This window comes from Actinomycetes bacterium, from assembly GCA_036000965.1.
Classification (GTDB): Bacteria; Actinomycetota; CALGFH01; order CALGFH01; family CALGFH01; genus DASYUT01.
On record DASYUT010000227.1, the window covers coordinates 12,477 to 30,061 of the forward strand.

The following is a 17,585-nucleotide window of genomic DNA, read 5'->3' on the forward strand; positions in this document are numbered from 1 at the left end:
GTGCGGAGCGGAGCGGGTCGTCTCCCGGGGCGGTCGCGGGCCGGGGTGGCGGAGCGGTCGCGGGCCGGGGCATCTCCCTGAGCGGTCCCGGGGCGGGGCGTCTCCCGGGGCGGGTGCGGGCCGCGGCGGCGGGCTGGGGGCGGAGCGGTGGCCCGGCTGGATCAGGCTCCTCCGGCCTGGACGTGGCCGCGCAGGTCCTCGTGACTCACCGAGGCCAGCGTCGGCCCGTTGCCCAGCCGGAACGGGACGATGGTGACGTTCACGTTGTCCATCTCGCCCAGCACCTTGAACACCCCGAGCGCGGTCCGGTCGTGCAGGAGGCGGTGCCAGAACTTGCTGTAGCCGCGCTTGGGGATCAGCACCGTGACCTCGGTGTCGGGCCTGACCAGCTCGGCGATGGTCTCCTCGACCGTGGCGAGCAGGTTGCGGTCCGGGCAGTCGACCACCTCGAGCGGGATCGGGATGTGCACCTTGGCCCAGAGCTGGGCCAGCTCGCGGGCATGGTCGGGGTCGACGGCGACGTGCACCGCGGTGATCGAGAGCGGGTTGAGCTGGCGGGCGTACTGCAGGCCTCCCAGGGTGGCCCGGTCCAGGTCCTCGACCAGCACGACCACCTCGTGGCGGGGCTTGGGCGGGGCGAGCCGCTGCGACGCCTCGACCTTCAGCTCGGCCACCTCGGAGCGGTAGGCGCTCTGGGTGCGCAGCAGCAGCAGCACGATCACCGGGATGGCCACGACCACCATCCACGCGCCCTGGTTGAACTTGGCCACGATGATCACCAGGAGGACGACGAAGGTGACCAGCCCGCCGACGCCGTTCACGGCCAGCCCCGCCCGCCAGCCCCGCTCCCGGTGCTTGAGGTGACGCCTGGTCATGCCGAGCTGGGCCAGGGTGAACGAGGTCACCACCCCGATCGCGTACAGCGGGATGAGCGCGGAGACGCGGGCCCGGAACCCGATGATCAGCACGATGGCGATGGCCGAGAGCACGATGATCCCGTTGGAGTAGACCAGCCGGTGCCCGCGCTTGCGCAGCTGCCTGGGCAGCAGCGCGTCCTCGGCCGCGAAGGAGGCCAGCAGCGGGAAGCCGGAGAACGAGGTGTTGGCCGCCAGCACCAGGATGAGCAGGGTCGCCGCCTGGAGGAGCAGGAACGCGGCGTGCCCGACCGCGCTCGAGTCGGCGGCCAGGACGTAGCGGGAGAGCTGGGACAGCACGGTCGGGAAGCCGGACTCGAAGGGGTGGATGCCCAGGTGGCCGGCGAGGTAGCTGATGCCGACGAACAGCGACCCCATGATGAAGGCCATGGCCAGCAGGGTCCGCTTGGCGTTGTGGGCCTCCGGGCGCCGGAACGCCGACACGCCGTTGGAGATCGCCTCTACGCCGGTCAGGGCGGTGGTCCCCGACGCGAACGCGCGCAGGATGAGGAAGAGCGTGACCGCGCCGACGGCCTGGCCGGCGCCGTGGAGCTCGGCCTGCTCGGCGGGCGAGTACCCGATCGGGGACAGGCCGCCGGCGGCCACCCGCCAGATGCCCACCACCACCATCGCGCCCACGCTGACGACGTACACGTAGGTCGGGACCGCGAAGATGCGGCCGGCCTCGCGGATGCCGCGCAGGTTGCCCCAGGCGAGCAGGACCACGAAGCCGACCGAGATCCAGACCACGTAGGGCTGGAGCCAGCCGTACACGCTCACCATGGCCGCCACGCCGCTCGACACGCTCACCGCCACCGTGAGCACGTAGTCGACGAGCAGGGCGGCCCCGGCGACCGAGGCGACCAGGTTGCCGAAGTTGTCGCGGCTCACCACGTAGGCGCCGCCGGCCGACGGGTAGGTCTCGATCACCTGCCGGTAGGAGATGACGAGGAGCAGCAGGAGGGCGGCGATGCCGAGCGAGACCGGCAGCGTGAAGCCGATGGCGGCCGCGGTGACCAGGACGATCAGGATCTCCTCGGTGGCGTAGGCGGTGGAGGAGATCGGGTCGGACGAGAACACGGCCAGTGCCACCCGCTTGCTGATGCGCTCGTTGATCAGCTGCGACGTCTTCAGCGGGGCCCCGAGCAGCACGCGCTTGGCCCGGTACAGGGGTGACTGGTACCGGCGCGACTCCCGCGGCACCGGCGGGACCTGTTTCAGCTCCGGCTTCAAGTTCGTGGCCAACGCCGCCTCCATGACGCCGCACCGCGCGCTCGTCCACCCAGTATGGCGCGCGCGGGCCCGCCGCCGCACGGCCTCCCGCAGGACGTTGCGCCCGGTCGCGGCCGGCTCCAAGATGACGGCTGCCACGCCGATCGCTCGACCTGACCAGGGCCGAGGGGGAAGGAGCCGAGTTGCACGTCATCATCATGGGATGCGGACGGGTGGGCTCCGAGCTGGCGGCCCGGCTCGAGGCCCGCGGGCACACGATCGCGATCATCGACAAGAACCCGAACGCCTTCCGGTCGCTCCGCTACGGGTTCGAGTGCCAGAAGGTCCACGGCTACGGGTTCGACGAGGCGGTCCTGGCTGAGGCCGGCGTGGCGCACGCCGGGGCGTTCGCCGCCGTCTCCAGCGGCGACAACTCCAACATCGTCGCCGCCCGCCTCGCCCGCGAGAAGTTCGAGGTCCCGATCGTGGTCGCCCGCATCTACGACCCGCGCCGCGCCGAGATCTACCAGCGGCTGGGCATCCCGACCGTGGCCACCGTCAAGTGGACCACCGACCAGGTGATGCGCTTCCTCATCCCCGACCAGGTGGCCTCCGACTGGAAGGACCCCACCGAGGGCATCTCCCTGGTCACCCTGGTCCTGCCCCCGGAGTGGGCCGGCTGGCCGATCGCCGAGCTCGAGGCCGACGGGCACCGGCGGGTGGTGGCGGTCACCCGCACCGGCCAGGCCCGCATCGTGACCCCGAACCTGATCCTCCAGGAGGGCGACCAGGTCCACCTGGCCGTCGACAACCCCGGCCTGGACGAGCTGCGCCCGATGATCCTGGCCGCCCGCAGGACCCAGCAGGACGAGCTGGAGGAGCCCGCGCGGTCCGGCCACGCAGACGAGGCACGCTCGTGAGGGTCGCCATCGCCGGAGCCGGCAACGTCGGCCAGTTCATCGCCGCCGACCTGCTCGAAGGCGGCCACCAGGTCACGATGCTGGAGAAGGACCCGGCCGTGATCGAGGCGGCCCGCGGCTCCCTCGACGAGGCCGAGTGGTTCCCGTTCGACGCCTGCGAGGTCCTCTCCCTGGTCATGGCCGGGATCGCCCACGCCGACGTGATGGTCGCCGCCACCGGCGACGACGAGGACAACCTGGTCATCTCGCTGCTCGCCAAGCAGGAGTTCGCGGTGCCCAGGGTGGTCGCACGGGTGAACAACCCCAAGAACCACGGCCTGTTCAACGAGGCCTGGGGCGTCGACGTGGCCGTGTCCACCCCCCACATCCTGCGCTCGCTGGTCGAGGAGGCGGTCACCGTCGGCAGCATGGTCCGGCTCATGCAGTTCGAGCAGGGGCACGTGTCGCTGCACGAGGTCACCCTGGCCGATGGCTCGCCGTCGATTGGCCGGACCCTGCGCGACCTCGGCCTGCCGGTCGACGCGGCGGTGGTCGCCGTGGTACGCGAGGGCCACGTCGTGGTCCCCAAGGAGGAGACCGTGTTCGCCGTGGGCGACGAGGTGCTCGTGGTGGCCTCGGAGGGGACCGAGGGCTACGTGCGCGAGATGCTGGTCGGCAAGCCGCCCGAGCCCGAGGAGGACGAGACCCCCGTGATCGCGGGCACCGCCGCCCAGAACCCCCAGCGCCTGGCCGACCCCCGCGGCTGACCCGCCCGGCCCAGCTCACCGACAGGCCGGGCTACAGCTCCTCGGCCAAGCTCCTCGGCCAAGCTCCTCGGCCAGCGCGTTGCCGATGAACAGGCGGCGATCAGGCCCCCACGACATGCCCCGCTACAGCTCCTTGGCCAGCGCCATGATGAAGTCGGTCGAGGCTGCGGGGTCGAGCGCGGTATCGCACAGGCGGTCGAACAGCAACCGGAACCGGTCGACCTCCTCGGCAGTCTCGAGATAGAGGGCGACGGCGGCATGCTCGAGGAAGACGAGGTCGGGGTCGGCTGGCTCGTCGAAGCCGATGATGTTGAACGCGCCGTCGCTGCCCGCGTGCACTCCGGCAGCAAACGGCAGCATCTGGAGCGTCACGTTGGGCAGCTCGGCCGCCTCGATGAGGCGGTGGAGCTGCTCGCGGGCAACCGCATGCTCGCCGATCAGGCGATGCAGGACCGCCTCGTCGAGCACGACCCAGAGTGCCAGCGGGTCGTCCTGGGTGAGGAGCGACTGTCTGGCCATGCGGAGCTCAGCCCGGTGCTCGATCTCCTCGGGAGGCAGCTTCGGGAATACCGAGTGAATCACCGCTCGCGCATACTCGACCGTCTGCAAGATGCCGGGGACGACGAGGGGCTCGAAGAGGCGGACGGAGGCAGCGGCAACCTCCAAGCCGATGTAGGCGGGCACGATGGGCACATCGCCGTACTCGTGCCACCAACCCTTTTGGCGAGCCTCCCGAGCGATCTGGATCAGGGCGTCGCGCTGCTCGTCGCTGACCTGGTAGAGAGCCAACATGTCGCGGACGTCACGCGGCGTCGCGCCGACCCGTCCGGTCTCGATGCGGGAGACCTTCGAGTCGGAGCATTCCAGCGCCTTCGCCACCTGATCGATGGTGAGGTCGGCGGCCTCCCGCAACTGGCGTAGCTCGATCCCCAACCGCCGACGCCGAACCGTGGGGCTTCGTCGAGTCACGGGGCTCCGACCTCCTCGTGAAGTTGGCGCAGTCTACCCGAGATTGCTTAGGAAAGTCTCAGAACGATGCTTGCTGTAGGATTCATTCGATCTGCACCTTGCATATAGGTGTTTGCATATGGTATGTGATAGATAACAGTCTCAATCAACCACACTCCAGCGGTCCCGTCATCCGGTCCGGCGCCCTCGCGGAAGGAGCGGATGATGCGAGGCGTCGACTTCCTGTTCGGCAGGACGCTGTGGGTCCTGGTCGACGCCAGCATCGTGCTGGCCGTCGTCATGCTCCTGCTGCTGCAGGCCCACCTCACCATCCGCCTTGGCATGCGGCTCTACTGGCGCTGGACGGCGAGCGTCCGTGAGTTCCGGGCCGACCGAGCCTCCGCGGGCGCGGAGAGCGCACTCGACGGGGGGAGAGGCAACCGACGGATGGACCCGCCGAGCTGAGCGCCGCTTTCTTCGAGGAGGGACCAGTGCCAGACTCCCCGATTCCCTGGGCCGGCATTGCTGCCTTGGTCGCTATGCTGATCATCCCGTTCCTGCCCGGTTGGCTGTTCGAGGGGCCGCGCACGATCAGGCACTGGCCGCGCCGGCACGTCTGTGGCGAGTGCGGAACGTCCTGGACCGACGGGCATGTCTGCACGCCTGGTGTGAGCGGGGTTGATCCGCCCCTCCATGGCGAGATCCATCGGCCGGAACCGGCAGCGGAGCTCATCCACCGGGGGGATCGGTCCTTGAGAGATTCCTGAGCGAATCCACCGAAATGCGCTAGTATCGGCTCCCTGCGCGCAGCAGGACCTGCGTCCGAAGGCCGGCCGCTCTGCTCAGCTTCTCCCGAGGAGCTGATGGGCTGGAACGAGGGAGAAGTGGGATGGTGGACATGTCCTCTGCGGTGTGGCGGAAGAGCACGCTGTCAACCGTGAACGGTTGCGTGGAGGTTGCGTTCGTCGAAAGTCACGTGGCAGTGCGTGACTCCAAGGAACGTCACGGACCCATCTTGGTGTTCACGGCCGCCGAATGGGCGGCCTTCGTACATGGGGTCCGTGACGGGCAGTTCGACCCCACCTGACTGCTGGACCAGCCGGCCCCCTGCAACACGAGGCCCTCCGAGCGCGGCCAGCGCCTTGTCGGGCACCACGCCTCGCCCGGAGGGCTCGGCCGATCGACTCCTTGACTGGCTTCAGGAAGTGACTGGGCTCAGGAAGTGACTGGGCTCAGGAAGTCCCGAACTCGTCGCCCCGGACGCCGTCGATGAACGCCGCCCACTCGGCGGCGGTGAACTCGATGACCGGGGAGTGCCGATCCTTTGAGTCCCGCATAGCGACAGAACCGTCGAGGAACGCAACCTCGACGCAGCCGTTGACGCCACTAAAGGTGCTTTTCCGCCACTTGAGTTGGGGCGGGTCGCCCATCTGGCTCCCTCTTCTCGGATACGCAACTGCCCGGCGCCGAGGAGGGGATGCGTGTTCCTCGACCGGCTGGCCAGGGATTGCCGCACTCCGGGCGGCAACCGGCGGAATTTACCCTCTTGCCTGCAGGCGATCAAAACGTATCGCTCAACAGCGCCCACCACGCAAGCCAGTCGCTGCCAGGCCTGGGGAAGCCGACCGGCCGGGGTTCTAGCGCAGGTCGTAGGCGGGGTTGTAGAGGGTCAGGCCGCGCTCGCCGGCGACCGGGGTGCCCTCGATGGCGAGGCGGCGGCCGCACTCGATGCCGTTGATGCCGCGGCGGCCCATGAACAGGGCGGAGAGCCGGCCGGTGCCGTCGTCGAGCTGCACCTCGAGGGTGGGAGCGCCGGCCAGCGACTGGATCCGGATGCGGCGCACCGTGCCCTCGAAGCGGGCCCGGACGCGCGCCCGCGCCTCGGCCATCGCGGTGACCGCCTCGTCGCCGTCGCCGGGTACGGCCGGCGGCTGGCGGCTGGCCCTACTGGTGACCCTCGACTCCCTACCGGTGACCCTGGGCTCCTCACTGGTGACCCTGGGCTCCTCACTGGTCACCCTGGGCCCCCAGCCTGAGCTTGACCATTTCGATCTGCGGGTCGGGGCCGCCGGCCAGCGCCTTCCGGCAGGCTTCCACGGCCACCCGGAGCGAGGCGCTCAGGGCGTCGACGTCGATGCCGTCCTTGGCCGGGCGGTATGGCTCCAGGTACTCCACCGCCCGTCCCATGACGCTGACCGCCCCCTTGTAGTTGCCCTGGGTGGCGTGCCACATGCCGGCCGCGCCCTGGATGATGCCCTTGAGGAAGTCGCGGTCGGGCCGGCCGGCGCGCATGCGCCACACCTCTTCCCAGACCTCGTGCGCCTCCCAGTACATGCCGTCGTCGAAGAGCGCGGCCCCCCGGCGCAGGACCTCGTCCTCGGGCAGGCTGAACGGCTCCCAGCCGGTCTCGAACCGCGGCCGGGTACCCCGCTTGCGGGTCTCCGCCATGGGTCAATGCTAGCGGCCCGCCGCCCGCTCCGCCGACGGCTCGGCGGCGGTTGGAGCCCCGGTCAAGTACCCACGGCGGGCGGGTGCTGGGCTCCCTGGCTCTGCAGCATGCGCAATCGCCTCGCCGATACTTGACCGGTGCTCCAGGGGAGCGTGGGCGGATCAGTCCTTCGGGCCTGGGGCTGAGCTGGCGGCCCGGGCGCGGGCGTCGGCGATGATGTGGATGTCCACGCCGTCGGTCTCACGCAGGATGCGGGCGATGATCGACTGGCCGACCAGCTCCTTCCAGCGCGGCCGGTGGGACTCCCCGAGCACGATCTGGGTCACCCCGAGCTCGCGGGCGGCGTCGACGATGACCTCGGCCACGTCGCCGCCCCTGCGCAGCACCGTGGCCCCGAGCCGGCGGGCGAGCGCCGCCGCCTCGTCGACCTTCTCGTGCACCTGGGACGACTCGCGCTCGTCCTCGGGCTCGACGTGGAGCATGTAGAGCTTGCCGCTGGACCGGCGGGCCATGCGGGCGGCCCGGCGCACCAGCCCGCTCGAGTTGGGCCGGCCGTCGATGCAGACCATGACCCGCTCGCCGAGGGCGACGACCTCGTCGTCGTCCGGCCCGGCGTCGGCAAGGCTGCCCTCCTCCTGCTCGGCGACCTCGCGGAGGGCGAGGGCGCGGAGCGCGGCCAGGTTGTCGGGCCGGAAGAAGTTGGTCAGCGCCGTGCGGACCTTCTCGGGCGCGTAGACCCGCCCCTGGGCGATGCGCTCGCGCAGCGCCTCGGGCGAGAGGTCGACCAGCACGACCTCGTCGGCCTGGTTCAGCAGCCGGTCCGGGAACGTCTCCCGCACCCGCACCCCGGTGATCTCGAAGACCTTGTCGTTGAGGCTCTCGAGGTGCTGGATGTTGGCGGTGGTGAACACGTCGACCCCGGCCGCGAGCAGGTCGTCCACGTCCTGCCAGCGCTTGCCGTTGCGGCCGCCCGGGTGGTTGGTGTGGGCCAGCTCGTCGACCAGGCAGAGCTGCGGGGAGCGCTCCAGGATCCAGTCGGTGTCCATCTCGGCGAACGGGCGGCCCCTGACCCGGGCGATCCGGCGCGGCGCGACCTCGAGCCCGGCCGCCCGCTGCTCGGTGGCTCGACGCCCGTGCGGCTCCAGGTAGCCGACGACCACGTCGACGCCTTGGGCCTTGAGGTCACGGGCCTCCCCGAGCATGGCGAAGGTCTTGCCGACGCCCGCCGCGGCGCCCAGGAAGATCTTGAGGCGCCCGTGGCGGGGGACGTGCAGGCCGTCGGTCATGATGGGCTCAGGATGGCTCCCCGGCCAGGCGCCTGCCAGCGCATCGGTCCAGGTCCGGCGGCCGCGGTCAGCGACCGCCTCCGCCGTCGAGGGCGAGGTTGAGCCGGAGCACGTTCACGCGTGGCTCGCCGAGCACGCCCAGGTCACGACCCTGGGTGTGCTCCTCCACCAGCCGGCGGACCGCCTCGACGTCCAGGCCGCGGGCCTGGGCGACCCGCTCGACCTGGAACTCGGCACCGGCCGGCGAGATGTTCGGGTCGAGCCCGGAGCCGGACGCGGTGACCAGCTCGACCGGGATGTCGGCTGCGGTCTTGCCCGGGTTGGCCTTGAGGAGCGCGTCGACCCGCTCGGCGATCGTGCCGGCCAGCTTCTTCGAGGTCGGCCCCAGGTTGGACGCGCCCGAGGCGGTCGGGTCGTAGCCGTCGGGGCCGGCGGCGGACGGGCGGCCCCAGAAGTACCTGGGGTCGGTGAACGACTGGCCGATCAGGGCGGACCCGACGACCCGGCCGTTGCGCCGGACCAGGCTGCCGTCGGTGGCCCCGCGGAAGGCGACCTGCCCGACGCCGAACATGAGCAGCGGGTAGAGCAGCCCGCAGATCACGGTGAACGCGACGAGGGCGATGACCCCTCGGCGGATGTCGGTGAGCATGGTGGGAGCGCTCCTTGGGTCAGGCGAGGCGGAGCAGGTTGATGACGATGTCGATCAGCTTGATGCCGATGAAGGGCAGGACGATGCCGCCCAGGCCGTAGATGAGCAGGTTGCGGCGGAGCAGCGCGGTGGCCGAGACCGCCCGGAAGCGCACGCCGCGGAGGGCCAGGGGCACCAGGGCGATGATGATGAGGGCGTTGAAGATCACGGCCGAGAGCACGGCCGACTGCGGGCTCTCCAGGCGCAGGACGTTCACCCTGTCGAGCACGGGGTAGGTGGCGGCGAACAGCGCCGGGATGATCGCGAAGTACTTGGCCACGTCGTTGGCGATCGAGAAGGTGGTCAGCGACCCGCGCGTGATCAGGAGCTGCTTGCCGATCTCCACGATCTCGATGAGCTTGGTCGGGTTGGAGTCGAGGTCGACCATGTTGCCAGCCTCTTTGGCGGCGACCGTGCCGGTGTTCATGGCCACGCCGACGTCGGCCTGGGCGAGCGCCGGGGCGTCGTTGGTGCCGTCGCCGGTCATGGCGATGAGCTTGCCGCCGCCCTGCTCGCCCCGGATCAGCTCCATCTTCCGCTCGGGCGTGGCCTGGGCCAGGAAGTCGTCCACGCCCGCCTCGCTGGCGATGGCGGCTGCGGTGAGCGGGTTGTCGCCGGTGATCATCACCGTGCGGATGCCCATGCGCCGGAGCTGGTCGAAGCGGTCGCGCATGCCGCCCTTGACGATGTCCTTGAGGTGCACCACGCCGAGCGCGCGGGCCCTCTCGCCTGAAGCGCGCGAGGCCACCCCGCCTGAAGCGCGCGAGGCCGGGGCCGCCCCGTCGGCCACCGGTCCCGCCTCGGCCACCACCAGCGGGGTGCCCCCGGAGCGGGCGATCTCCTCGACCATCGGGGAGAGCTGGGGCGGGACGTGCCCGCCGTGCTCGGCCACCCAGCTGACGACCGCGTCGGCCGCGCCCTTGCGCACCACGCGCCCGTCCACGTCGGCGCCTGACATCCTGGTCTGGGCCGTGAACGCCACGAACTGGGCCCGGCGCTCGAGCAGCTCCCGCCCGCGCAGGCCGTACCGCTCCTTGGCCAGGACCACGATGGAGCGGCCCTCGGGAGTCTCGTCGGACAGCGAGGAGAGCTGGGCGGCGTCGACCAGCTCGCTCATGTCGACGCCGGGCAGGGGCAGGAACTCGGTCGCCTGCCGGTTGCCGAGCGTGATCGTGCCGGTCTTGTCGAGCAGCAGGGTGTCGACGTCGCCGGCGGCTTCGACGGCCCGGCCGGACATGGCCAGGACGTTGTGCTGGACCATGCGGTCCATGCCGGCGATGCCGATGGCCGAGAGCAGCGCGCCGATGGTGGTCGGTATGAGGCAGACGAGCAGGGCGATGAGCACCACCACCTCGGCCCGCCGGCCCGAGTAGACCGCGAACGGCTGCAGGGTCACGACTGCGAACAGGAAGATGATCGTGAGGATGCTGAGCAGGATCGACAGGGCGATCTCGTTGGGGGTCTTCTGCCGCTCGGCCCCTTCGACCAGCGCGATCATGCGGTCGAGGAAGCTCTTGCCCGGCTCGGAGGTGACCCGGACGCGGATCCAGTCCGACAGCACCTTGGTCCCGCCGGTGACCGCCGAGCGGTCGCCACCCGACTCGCGGATGACCGGGGCCGACTCGCCGGTGATGGCCGACTCGTCGACCGAGGCGATCCCCTCGACCACCTCGCCGTCGCCGGGGATGACCTCGCCCGCCTCGACCATCACCTCGTCGCCGGCGCGCAGCTCGGCCGCTGGCACCTGCTCGGTGGCGCCCTCCGCGGTGAGGCGGCGGGCGACCGTGTCCTTGCGGGTCTTGCGCAGCTCGTCGGCCTGGGCCTTGCCGCGGCCCTCGGCCATGGCCTCGGCGAAGTTGGCGAACAGCACCGTGAACCAGAGCCAGAGCGCCACCTGCCCGGTGAACGAGATGCCGCCGGGACCGCCGCCGGAGAACAGGTTGACCAGGAGCCGCAGGGTGACCAGGACGCTGCCCACCGCGACCACGAACATCACCGGGTTGCGGACCTGGACCCGCGGATCGAGCTTGCGGAACGAGGCGGCGACCGCCCCCCGCACGATCGCCGGCTCGAAGAGCTTGCGCGAAGTGGTTGCCATGGGGTGTCGTGTGCCTTTTCTGTCTTGAGCCTGTCTGGTAGAGATCGCCATCTGGATGGCTGTCGGCAGTCCTCGTTAGAAGAGCTGGCCGATGGCCTGCAGGAGGTGCTCGACGAGCGGGCCGAGGGCGAGGACCGGGAAGAAGGTCAGGGCCCCGACGATCAGCACCACGCCGACCAGCAGGCCGACGAACAGCGGGGTGTCCGTCGGGAAGGTGCCGGGCCCGGTCGGGACGCGCTCCTTGGCGGCCAGGCTGCCCGCGATCGCCAGCACCGGGATGATGAACAGGAAGCGCCCGAAGAACATCGCCACCGACCCGGTCAGGTTGTAGAAGGGGGTGTTGCCGGTCAGGCCGGCGAACGCCGAGCCGTTGTTGTTGGTCTGGGACGTGAAGGCGTAGAGGATCTCGGTCAGGCCGTGCGGGCCGAGGTTGAGCCGCGACGAGAGGCCGACCGAGGTGATGGCCGCGATCGCGGTGAGCGTGAGCACGGTGGCCGGCATGATCAGGATGGCCAGGCCGGCGAGCTTCACCTCGCGGGACTGGATCTTCTTGCCCAGCCACTCGGGCGTCCGACCGACCATGAGGCCGGCGATGAACACGCTGAGCAGCACGAACACGAGCATGCCGTACAGCCCGGTGCCCACCCCGCCCGGGGACACCTCGCCGAGCAGCACGTGGGAGGTGGGTACGAGCCCGCCGATGGCGGTGTAGGAGTCGTGGAAGGAGTTGACCGCACCCGTCGAGGTGCCGGTGGTGCTGGCCGCCCAGGTGCCCGAGGCGCCGATGCCGAAGCGGGTCTCCTTGCCCTCCATGTTCCCGCCGGCCTGGGCGGCCGTCCCGGCCGCGGCGGCCTGGTCGACCCCGGCCCGCTCGGCGACCGGGTTGCCGGCCTGCTCGGCCACGATCGCGGTGGCCGTCATGCCGGCCCAGATGATGGCCATGGCCGCGAAGACCGCCCAGCCCTGGCGCCGCGACCCGACGAGCTTGCCGTAGGTCGCGGTGAGGCCGAACGGGATCACCAGCAGGGCCAGCATCTCGAGGAAGTCGGTGACCGGGTCCGGGTTCTCGTACGGGTGGGCCGAGTTGGCGTTGTAGAAGCCGCCGCCGTTAGTGCCGAGCTCCTTGATCGCCTCCTGGGAGGCGACCGGCCCACCCGGGAGCTTCTGGCTGGCCCCGGCCACGGTGACGACCTCGCGCTGCCCGTAGAAGTTCTGGACCACGCCGCGGCCCATGAGCACCGAGGCGAGGAGGATGCTCAGCGGCAGCAGCACGAACAGGACCGCCCGGGTGAGGTCGACCCAGAAGTTGCCGAGCGTCTCACTGCGCCGGCGCGTGAGCCCGCGGATGAGGGCGATGGCGACCGCCAGCCCGACCCCGGCCGACACGAAGTTCTGCACGGCCAGGCCGGCCATCTGGGTGAGGTGGCTCATCGTCTGCTCGCCCAGGTAGTTCTGCCAGTCGGTGTTGGTCACGAACGACACGGCGGTGTTCAGGGCGAGGTAAGGCGGCACCGCCGCGAAGCCGTCCGGGTTGGCCGGCAGCACGCCCTGGATGCGTTGCAGCACGTAGAGGCCGGCGATGGAGGCCAGCGAGAAGACGAGAAGCGACCGGGCATAGGCCTTCCAGGACTGCTCGCGGTCGGGCGAGAGGCGCAGGCTGCGGTAGGCGAGCCGCTCGACCGGCCCGAGCACCGGGTGCAGGAAGGTACGCTCGCCGGTCATCACCCGGGCGATGTAGTCGCCGACCGGGACGGCCAGCAGCGCCACGACCGCGAGCAGGAGCAGCGGCTGGACGACGTTGGAGATGAACATCTAGAACCGCTCCGGTCGGATGAGGGTGTAGAACAGGTACCCGATCAGGGCGATCGACGTGATCAGGGCGAGCGCGTTCTCCCAGTCCATTGGTGGGTTCCTCGGATCCTTCAGGCCTTTGATGGGTTCCTCGGATCCTTCAGGCCTTCTCGATGAAGCTGAGCCACAGGAAGGCGACGACGGCCAGGGCGAGCACGATGGCGACGGCGACGAGATCCATGCCTTCCTCCAAGCAGCGCAGGGGTGGGTGTTCACTCGGTGGGATCACCGTCTCAGGGCGGCGCAAAGGACCCGTCAAAGGCCACGGTGGCGGCGCTAAGGAAACGCAAAGCTTCGCCCAGGTGGTGGCACCCCGGCACGATGCCGGCGACCCGCGCGGCTATCCTTACCTGGACATGGACGCATCACGGCGGCGGCTGGCCGTCACCGGGCCTCGGACCACTCTGGCCTACACGGTGGCCGTCGTGGGCACGGTCGCGGTCACCGCCGTGCTGCTCGCCTTCCGCGGACAGGTCACCAAGACCAACGTTGTGCTCGCCTTCCTGCTGGTGGTCGTCGCCTCGGCCGCCACCGGCGGGCTCGGGCCCGGGCTCGTCGCGGCCGGGCTCGGCTTCCTGGCCTTCGACTTCCTGTTCCTGCCGCCGTACAACACCTTCATCGTCACCGAGAAGCAGGACTACCTGTCGCTCGGCGTCTACCTGCTGATCGCGCTGGTGGTCAGCGGGCTGGTCGGGGCAATGGAGCGGCGCCGGGCCGTGGCCGAGCAGCGGGAGCGCGAGAGCCGCACGCTGTTCGAGCTGTCGACCAGCCTGGTCGCCCACGGCGGCCTCGACGAGACCCTGCTGCGGGTCGTGCGCACCGTGCGCACGCTGTTCGACCTGGCCGGCTGCGCGATCGTGCTGCCCGACGAGGACGGCGGGGGGGTCCGGCTGGCGGCCGCCGCCGGCCAGCTGCCCGACGCCCTGGAGCAGCGCTTCGCCGACGCCACGGCCGACCAGTCGGTCGGGGTCCGCGGTCCGGCCCAGGGCGACCTCCGGCCCGGCATGGCCCTGACCGTGCCCATGTGGGCCGGGGACACGCTGGTCGGGGCCATGGTCGTGATCGCCGGCGGCCCCGACTCGCTGGGCTTCGGCGAGGCCGAGCGCCGCGTGCTCGCCACCTTCGCCAACCAGGCCGCCCTCGCCGTCGAGCAGGGCCAGCAGGAGCGGGAGCGCAGCCGGGCCGAGGCGCTGGTCGAGACCGACCGGCTCCGTACCGCCCTGCTCAACTCCGTCTCCCACGACCTGCGCACCCCCCTGGCGTCCATCAAGGCGTCGGCCTCCAGCCTGCTCAGCCCGGACGTGCAGTGGGACGAGGCCGAGCGCAGGCAGTTCCTGGCCACCATCGACGTGGAGACCGACCGCCTGACCCGGCTGGTCCACAACCTGCTGGACATGTCGCGCATCGAGGCGGGCGCGCTCGACCCCCTCCTGACCGAGACCACCGTGGGCGACCTGGTCGGGCCGGTGATCAGGCGGGCCCGGGCGGCGTCCAGACAGCGAGTGGACATCGACGTGCCCGAGGGCCTGCCCCCGGTGCTGGTCGACTTGGTGCGGATCGACCAGGTGCTCACCAACCTGCTCGACAACGCCCGCAAGTATGCGGGCAACGGCCCGGTCGCCGTCACCGCCCGGGCGGCCGGGGGGGAGGTCGAGATCCGCGTGGCCGACCGCGGCCCGGGCATCCCGGCGCCCGAGCGCGAGCGCGTGTTCGACCAGTTCTACCGGCTCAAGGGCGGCGGCAAGCGGCCCGAGGGAACCGGGATGGGCCTGGCCATCTGCCGAGGGATTGCGCGGGCGCACGGCGGCGGCCTATGGGTCGAGACGACCCCGGGCGGCGGGTCGACGTTCGTGCTCAGCCTGCCGGCGGTCGCGCAGGCGGCGGTCGGATGACCGACCGGGTGCTGGTCGTCGACGACGAGCCGCCGATCGTGCGGGCCGTCGCCGCCAACCTGCGCGTGCGCGGCTACGAGGTGGCCACCGCCAGCACGGGCGATGCCGCCCTGGCCGCGGTCGAGGCCAACCAGCCCGACTGCGTGGTGCTCGACCTGGGCCTGCCCGGCGTGCCCGGGCTCGAGGTGCTGCGCCGGCTGCGGACCTGGACCCAGGTGCCGGTCGTGGTGCTGACCGCCATCGACTCCGAGCGCGACAAGGTGGCCGCCCTCGACCTCGGCGCCGACGACTACGTGACCAAGCCGTTCGGGGTGGCCGAGCTGATGGCGCGCATCCGCGTCGCCATCCGCCACGGCCGGGGCGCCGCGGCCGACCGTCCGCGGGTGATCCAGGCCGGCGACGTGGCCGTCGACCTCGACGCCAAGCTCGTGACCAGGGAGGGCGCGCCGGTGCGGCTCACACCCACCGAGTACCGGCTGCTCGAGACCATGGCCACCAACGCCGGGCGGCTGTGCACCCACCGCTTCCTGCTCGAGCGGGTCTGGGGCCCCGGCTACAGCGAGGAGTCCCAGTACCTGCGGGTCTACATGGCCAACCTGCGCAAGAAGCTGGACGACCCGGCAGCGCCCCAGCTGCTGCTGACCGAGCCCGGGATGGGGTACCGCTTCGTCGTCCCGGAGCAGGAGCCCGCCACCCACCCGGAGGCGTAGCGGATGCGGGTCGTGATCGTCGGCTGCGGGCGGGTCGGCGGCGGCCTTGCCGCGATCCTCGTCGAGCGGGGCGACACGGTCGCCGTGGTCGACAAGGACCGCAAGGCGTTCGACCGGCTCGGCGAGGGCTTCGCGGGCCGGACGGTGGAGGGCATTGGCTTCGACCGCGACGTGCTGGAGGCGGCGGGGGTGGGCCAGGCAGACGCGCTGGTCGCCGTCACCAGCGGCGACAACTCCAACGTGGTGGCGGCCAGGGTGGCCCGGGACGCCTACCGGGTGCCCAGGGTCATCGCCCGCATCCACGACCCCAGGCGGGCCGCCATCTACGAGGAGCTCGGCGTGGTCACCGTCTCGAGCGTCGACTGGGCCCTGCGCAAGGTGGTCGACTACCTGGAGCACCGCACCCTCAAGGACGAGGGCGCCTTCGGCCGCGGCGAGGTCTCCCTGCTCCGCCTGGAACTGCCCCAGCACCTGGTCGACCGCTCCGTGGCCGACCTGGAGGACGGCGGCGGCCTGCGGGTGGTCAGCATCACACGCCGGGGCGGCGCGTTCGTCCCCGGGACGTCCACGGTGCTGGCCGAGGGCGACGTGGTCCGCGTCTCGGTCGCCGCCGACGCCCGCGACCGGCTCGACGACCTGCTCAGCGAGGAGGAGCGCCGCTGATGAGGGTGATGGTGGCAGGCGCCGGGGTGTGGGGCTCCTACATCGCCGACCACCTGGTGGAGGCGGGTCACGAGGTGGTGGTGGTGGAGCAGGACGCCGAGACGGCCAGGCGGGCCTGGGCCGACGGCCGCCTCACGGTGGTCACCGGCGACGCGTGCGAGCCGTCGGTGCTCGACCGCATCGACCTGAACACGGTCGAGACCGTCGTCGCCGCCACCGGCGACGACGAGGACAACCTGGTGGTGAGCCTGCTGGCCAAACGCCACTACGCGGTGCCGCGGGTGGTCGCCCGGGTCAACAACCCCAAGAACACCTGGCTGTTCACTGACGACTGGGGGGTGGACACGGCAGTGTCGGCCCCCACCATCCTCACCTGGCTGCTCGACACCGCCGTGGGCGTCCAGGACGTGGTGACGCTGCTGCGCGCCGACCGGGAGCGCAAAGGCGTCGCCCTGGTCGAGCTGACCCTTGACGACGAGGCCGCCGCGGTCGGCCGCAGCCCGGACGCACTGGGGCTGCCCGGCGGGGCCACCGTGGTCGCGGTGGTCCGCGGCGACCAGGTGCTGCCTCCCGGCGAGACCGGCCGGCTGGAGGCCGGCGACGAGGTGCTGGCCGTCACCACCTTGGAGGCCGAGCCAGAGGTGCGCCGGCTCCTCGGCGGTCAGCTCGGCGGCTCCCACACGCCTGGTTAGGTCTGTCTGGTGAAGGTCGCCGGGAGCCTGGCGACTCGCGGTCCTGTTTCGATGTGGGGGGAGCTCGCTCCGGCGGCGACCGCCACTCGTGGCCGGAGCGCGCTGGCCTGCCCCGACCGTAGTCCTGGTTCGATGTGGGGGGAGCTCGCTCCCCCCACGGCCCCCCAAGAGCGCCTGTGCCAGCTTCCCGGGGCGCCGCGGGTGCACCAGGACACGCTCCCCCCACGGCCCCCCAACAGCGCCCGTGCCATGGTCGGGCGGATCCCCAAGAGCGCCGGTGCCCTCGTCTGGTTGCTCCGCGGGCTCACGGGGTCCACGCTCCTCCACAGCCTCCAACAGCGCCGGCGCCGTCGTGCTGGAGGAGCCGCGGTCTGGCAGGCACACGCTCCCGCCACGGCCCCCCAGGAGCGCCTGTGCCATCGTGCCGGGGGAGCCGCGGCCCGGCAAGAGCCACGCTCTGCTTCGCTGCTCGAGCCCCCGGCCCCCGGTCGGGCGGGACGTGGCCGGCCGCCCAGA

At 71.3% G+C, this 17,585-nt stretch carries 18 protein-coding genes; 8 read left to right on the plus strand and 10 right to left on the minus strand.

Features of this window, described 5'->3' with window-relative positions:
- Nucleotides 1–161: 161 nt before the first annotated feature.
- Nucleotides 162–2,285, minus strand: a complete 2,124-nt coding sequence (locus tag VG276_20530; GenBank protein HEV8651712.1) for an APC family permease — start codon at nt 2,283–2,285, stop codon at nt 162–164.
- 44 nt (nt 2,286–2,329) lie between these two features.
- On the opposite strand from VG276_20530, the gene VG276_20535 reads away from it, so the two are divergent.
- Nucleotides 2,330–3,046 (plus strand): TrkA family potassium uptake protein, encoded by a 717-nt coding sequence (locus tag VG276_20535; protein HEV8651713.1) that lies wholly within the window; start codon nt 2,330–2,332, stop codon nt 3,044–3,046.
- A complete protein-coding gene (locus VG276_20540; protein HEV8651714.1) occupies nt 3,043–3,792 on the plus strand; it encodes a TrkA family potassium uptake protein in 750 nt (249 codons plus the stop codon). Before VG276_20535 ends, VG276_20540 begins: the two co-directional genes overlap by 4 nt.
- Before the next feature lie 123 nt (nt 3,793–3,915).
- Here the strand turns inward: VG276_20540 and VG276_20545 are convergent, their stop codons facing one another.
- The gene (locus VG276_20545) at nt 3,916–4,761 is read right to left on the minus strand and encodes a helix-turn-helix transcriptional regulator (protein ID HEV8651715.1); all 846 of its coding nucleotides are present in this window, start codon (nt 4,759–4,761) and stop codon (nt 3,916–3,918) included.
- Between the two features lie 201 nt (nt 4,762–4,962).
- On the opposite strand from VG276_20545, the gene VG276_20550 reads away from it, so the two are divergent.
- Together VG276_20550 and VG276_20555 are read left to right on the plus strand one after the other, a co-directional pair.
- On the plus strand, nt 4,963–5,205 hold the full coding sequence (locus VG276_20550; GenBank protein HEV8651716.1) for a hypothetical protein: 243 nt from the start codon (nt 4,963–4,965) through the stop codon (nt 5,203–5,205).
- Nucleotides 5,206–5,638: 433 nt separating this feature from the next.
- A complete protein-coding gene (locus VG276_20555) occupies nt 5,639–5,827 on the plus strand; it encodes a DUF397 domain-containing protein (protein ID HEV8651717.1) in 189 nt (62 codons plus the stop codon).
- Between the two features lie 145 nt (nt 5,828–5,972).
- On the opposite strand, the gene VG276_20560 is transcribed toward VG276_20555, so the two are convergent.
- The 8 genes from VG276_20560 to kdpF form a co-directional block, all read right to left on the minus strand.
- Nucleotides 5,973–6,170, minus strand: coding sequence for a DUF397 domain-containing protein (locus VG276_20560; GenBank protein ID HEV8651718.1), 198 nt, complete (start codon nt 6,168–6,170; stop codon nt 5,973–5,975).
- A gap of 207 nt (nt 6,171–6,377) precedes the next feature.
- Nucleotides 6,378–6,758: an OB-fold nucleic acid binding domain-containing protein gene (locus VG276_20565; protein ID HEV8651719.1), complete on the minus strand. Its 381-nt coding sequence runs from the start codon at nt 6,756–6,758 to the stop codon at nt 6,378–6,380.
- Nucleotides 6,748–7,188 carry a DUF309 domain-containing protein gene (locus VG276_20570; GenBank protein ID HEV8651720.1) on the minus strand — a complete coding sequence of 147 codons (441 nt, stop codon included), beginning with the start codon at nt 7,186–7,188 and terminating at the stop codon, nt 6,748–6,750. The genes VG276_20565 and VG276_20570 overlap by 11 nt, the downstream gene beginning before the upstream one ends.
- 162 nt (nt 7,189–7,350) lie before the next feature.
- Nucleotides 7,351–8,475 carry a universal stress protein gene (locus VG276_20575; GenBank protein ID HEV8651721.1) on the minus strand — a complete coding sequence of 375 codons (1,125 nt, stop codon included), beginning with the start codon at nt 8,473–8,475 and terminating at the stop codon, nt 7,351–7,353.
- 67 nt (nt 8,476–8,542) lie between these two features.
- A complete protein-coding gene (kdpC, locus tag VG276_20580; GenBank protein HEV8651722.1) occupies nt 8,543–9,124 on the minus strand; it encodes a potassium-transporting ATPase subunit KdpC in 582 nt (193 codons plus the stop codon).
- A gap of 19 nt (nt 9,125–9,143) precedes the next feature.
- Nucleotides 9,144–11,261, minus strand: a complete 2,118-nt coding sequence (gene kdpB / locus VG276_20585) for a potassium-transporting ATPase subunit KdpB (GenBank protein ID HEV8651723.1) — start codon at nt 11,259–11,261, stop codon at nt 9,144–9,146.
- Nucleotides 11,262–11,336: 75 nt separating this feature from the next.
- A complete protein-coding gene (gene kdpA, locus VG276_20590) occupies nt 11,337–13,073 on the minus strand; it encodes a potassium-transporting ATPase subunit KdpA (protein ID HEV8651724.1) in 1,737 nt (578 codons plus the stop codon).
- Nucleotides 13,074–13,163 (minus strand): K(+)-transporting ATPase subunit F, encoded by a 90-nt coding sequence (gene kdpF / locus VG276_20595; GenBank protein HEV8651725.1) that lies wholly within the window; start codon nt 13,161–13,163, stop codon nt 13,074–13,076.
- 251 nt (nt 13,164–13,414) lie between these two features.
- Here kdpF and VG276_20600 point away from each other — a divergent pair, with 251 nt between their 5' ends.
- From VG276_20600 to VG276_20615, 4 genes are read left to right on the plus strand one after another with little or no spacing between them, the layout of a single operon-like run.
- Nucleotides 13,415–15,004, plus strand: coding sequence for an ATP-binding protein (locus VG276_20600; protein HEV8651726.1), 1,590 nt, complete (start codon nt 13,415–13,417; stop codon nt 15,002–15,004).
- Nucleotides 15,001–15,714 (plus strand): response regulator transcription factor, encoded by a 714-nt coding sequence (locus VG276_20605; GenBank protein ID HEV8651727.1) that lies wholly within the window; start codon nt 15,001–15,003, stop codon nt 15,712–15,714. The genes VG276_20600 and VG276_20605 overlap by 4 nt, the downstream gene beginning before the upstream one ends.
- Nucleotides 15,715–15,717: 3 nt before the next feature.
- Nucleotides 15,718–16,377, plus strand: coding sequence for a TrkA family potassium uptake protein (locus tag VG276_20610; protein ID HEV8651728.1), 660 nt, complete (start codon nt 15,718–15,720; stop codon nt 16,375–16,377).
- Entirely contained in the window at nt 16,377–17,069 is a 693-nt protein-coding gene (locus tag VG276_20615; protein ID HEV8651729.1) for a TrkA family potassium uptake protein, read from the plus strand. The genes VG276_20610 and VG276_20615 overlap by 1 nt, the downstream gene beginning before the upstream one ends.
- The last annotated feature ends 516 nt before the right edge of the window (nt 17,070–17,585 follow it).